Source organism: Vagococcus entomophilus (genome assembly GCF_003987595.1).
Taxonomy (GTDB): Bacteria; Bacillota; Bacilli; order Lactobacillales; family Vagococcaceae; genus Vagococcus_E; species Vagococcus_E entomophilus.
In genome coordinates this window covers 1-3241 of sequence record NZ_NGJZ01000006.1, presented here as the reverse complement: position 1 = coordinate 3241, position 3241 = coordinate 1, and the positions used below count along the sequence as shown (strand labels likewise).

General features: G+C 49.9%; 2 rRNA genes. Both read left to right on the top strand.

The annotated features are described in order from the left end of the window. Window positions 1–121 precede the first annotated feature (121 nt). Window positions 122–3036, top strand: a 23S ribosomal RNA gene (locus tag CBF30_RS11735). Between the two features lie 87 nt (window positions 3037–3123). Then, a 5S ribosomal RNA gene (gene rrf / locus CBF30_RS11730) occupies window positions 3124–3239 on the top strand. Window positions 3240–3241: the final 2 nt, after the last annotated feature.

Here is a 3241-nt window from a genome sequence, read left to right as displayed (position 1 = left end):
AAAAAACCGAGAACACCGCGTTGAATGAGTTTTGAAACAATTAGTTCAAGCTGATGAAATGTATTGATGAAACGCTGGGTATCGCTACCTAGACGCCATCGACACACGAAAGTGTGTATAAGGTTAAGTGAATAAGGGCGCACGGTGGATGCCTTGGCACTAGAAGCCGATGAAGGACGGGACTAACTCCGATATGCTTTGGGGAGCTGTAAGTAAGCTATGATCCAGAGATTTCCGAATGGGGAAACCCAACATCTTTGATAGGATGTTACTGCTTGCTGAATACATAGGCAAGTGGAGGTAGACGCAGAGAACTGAAACATCTAAGTACCTGCAGGAAGAGAAAGAAAAATCGATTCCCTTAGTAGCGGCGAGCGAAACGGGAACAGCCCAAACCAAAGAGCTTGCTCTTTGGGGTTGTAGGACTCAGCTATGGTAGCTGTAAGCAATAGTCGAAGCTTCTGGAAAGAAGCTCCAAAGAAGGTAATAGACCTGTAGACGAAATGGCTTGCACACCTATGAGGATCCTGAGTACGGCGGAACACGTGAAATTCCGTCGGAATCCGGGAGGACCATCTCCCAAGGCTAAATACTCTCTAGTGACCGATAGTGAACCAGTACCGTGAGGGAAAGGTGAAAAGCACCCCGGGAGGGGAGTGAAATAGATCCTGAAACCGTGTGCCTACAACAAGTTAGAGCCCGTTAATGGGTGATAGCGTGCCTTTTGTAGAATGAACCGGCGAGTTACGATTGCTTGCGAGGTTAAGTGGAAGAAACGGAGCCGTAGCGAAAGCGAGTCTGAATAGGGCGAATAAGTAAGTAGTCGTAGACCCGAAACCATGTGATCTACCCATGTCCAGGTTGAAGGTGCGGTAAAACGCGCTGGAGGACCGAACCCACGTACGTTGAAAAGTGCGGGGATGAGGTGTGGGTAGCGGAGAAATTCCAATCGAACTTGGAGATAGCTGGTTCTCTCCGAAATAGCTTTAGGGCTAGCCTCGGATGAAGAATGATGGAGGTAGAGCAACTGTTTGGACTAGGGGCCCATCTCGGGTTACCGAATTCAGATAAACTCCGAATGCCATTCATTTATATCCGGGAGTCAGACTGTGAGTGATAAGATCCATAGTCGAAAGGGAAACAGCCCAGACCACCAGCTAAGGTCCCAAAATATATGTTAAGTGGAAAAGGATGTGGGGTTGCACAGACAACTAGGATGTTGGCTCAGAAGCAGCCACCATTTAAAGAGTGCGTAATAGCTCACTAGTCGAGTGACCCTGCGCCGAAAATGTACCGGGGCTAAACATATTACCGAAGCTGTGGATTGAACCAATCGGTTCAATGGTAGGAGAGCGTTCTAAGGACGTAGAAGCTAGATCGTGAGGACTAGTGGAGTGCTTAGAAGTGAGAATGCCGGTATGAGTAGCGAAAGACAGGTGAGAATCCTGTCCACCGTATGACTAAGGTTTCCTGGGGAAGGCTCGTCCTCCCAGGGTTAGTCGGGACCTAAGCCGAGGCCGAAAGGCGTAGGCGATGGATAACAGGTTGATATTCCTGTACTCGTTGTTTTTGTTTGAACAATGGAGGGACGCAGGAGGCTAAGGAAAGCGCACTGTTGGATAGGTGCGTTCAAGCAACAAGTCTTGGAAAGAGTCAAATGCTTTTTCCTGTACGGATGAGTTGTGATGAGGAGGGAAATTACAGTACCGAAGTTCCTGATGTCACACTGCCAAGAAAAGCTTCTAGTGAGAAAACAACGACCCGTACCGCAAACCGACACAGGTAGTCGAGGAGAGCATCCTAAGGTGAGCGAGCGAACTCTCGTTAAGGAACTCGGCAAAATGACCCCGTAACTTCGGGAGAAGGGGTGCTGACCGTATGGTCAGCCGCAGTGAATAGGCCCAAGCGACTGTTTATCAAAAACACAGGTCTCTGCAAAATCGAAAGATGAAGTATAGGGGCTGACGCCTGCCCGGTGCTGGAAGGTTAAGAGGAGAGGTTAGCTTCGGCGAAGCTTTGAATTGAAGCCCCAGTAAACGGCGGCCGTAACTATAACGGTCCTAAGGTAGCGAAATTCCTTGTCGGGTAAGTTCCGACCCGCACGAAAGGCGTAACGATTTGGGCACTGTCTCAACGAGAGACTCGGTGAAATTTTAGTACCTGTGAAGATGCAGGTTACCCGCGACAGGACGGAAAGACCCCATGGAGCTTTACTGCAGTTTGATATTGAGTGTTTGTACCACATGTACAGGATAGGTAGGAGCCGTAGAGACCGGAACGCTAGTTTCGGAGGAGGCGCTGGTGGGATACTACCCCTGTGTTATGACCACTCTAACCCGCATCACTAATCGTGATGGGAGACAGTGTCAGATGGGCAGTTTGACTGGGGCGGTCGCCTCCTAAAAGGTAACGGAGGCGCCCAAAGGTTCCCTCAGAATGGTTGGAAATCATTCGCAGAGTGTAAAGGCAGAAGGGAGCTTGACTGCGAGACTTACAAGTCGAGCAGGGACGAAAGTCGGGCTTAGTGATCCGGTGGTTCCGCATGGAAGGGCCATCGCTCAACGGATAAAAGCTACCCTGGGGATAACAGGCTTATCTCCCCCAAGAGTCCACATCGACGGGGAGGTTTGGCACCTCGATGTCGGCTCGTCGCATCCTGGGGCTGTAGTCGGTCCCAAGGGTTGGGCTGTTCGCCCATTAAAGCGGCACGCGAGCTGGGTTCAGAACGTCGTGAGACAGTTCGGTCCCTATCCGTCGCGGGCGTTGGAAATTTGAGAGGAGCTGTCCTTAGTACGAGAGGACCGGGATGGACACACCGCTGGTGTACCAGTTGTTCTGCCAAGAGCATCGCTGGGTAGCTATGTGTGGACGGGATAAACGCTGAAAGCATCTAAGCGTGAAGCCCCCCTCAAGATGAGATTTCCCATTTCTTTAAGAAAGTAAGACCCCTGAAAGATGATCAGGTAGATAGGTTCGGAGTGGAAGGCCAGTGATGGTTGGAGCGGACGAATACTAATCGGTCGAGGACTTAACCAAGATAGTGGTGGAACGGTAAGAGTTAAAATGATTTCAATCCAGTTTTGAGTGAATAAATTTACTCAAAAAAAAACGAATGACACGAAGTGTGGTGGCGATGGCGAGAAGGATACACCTGTTCCCATGTCGAACACAGAAGTTAAGCTTCTTAGCGCCGATGGTAGTGAAGGGTTTCCCTTTGTGAGAGTAGGACGTTGCCACGCTT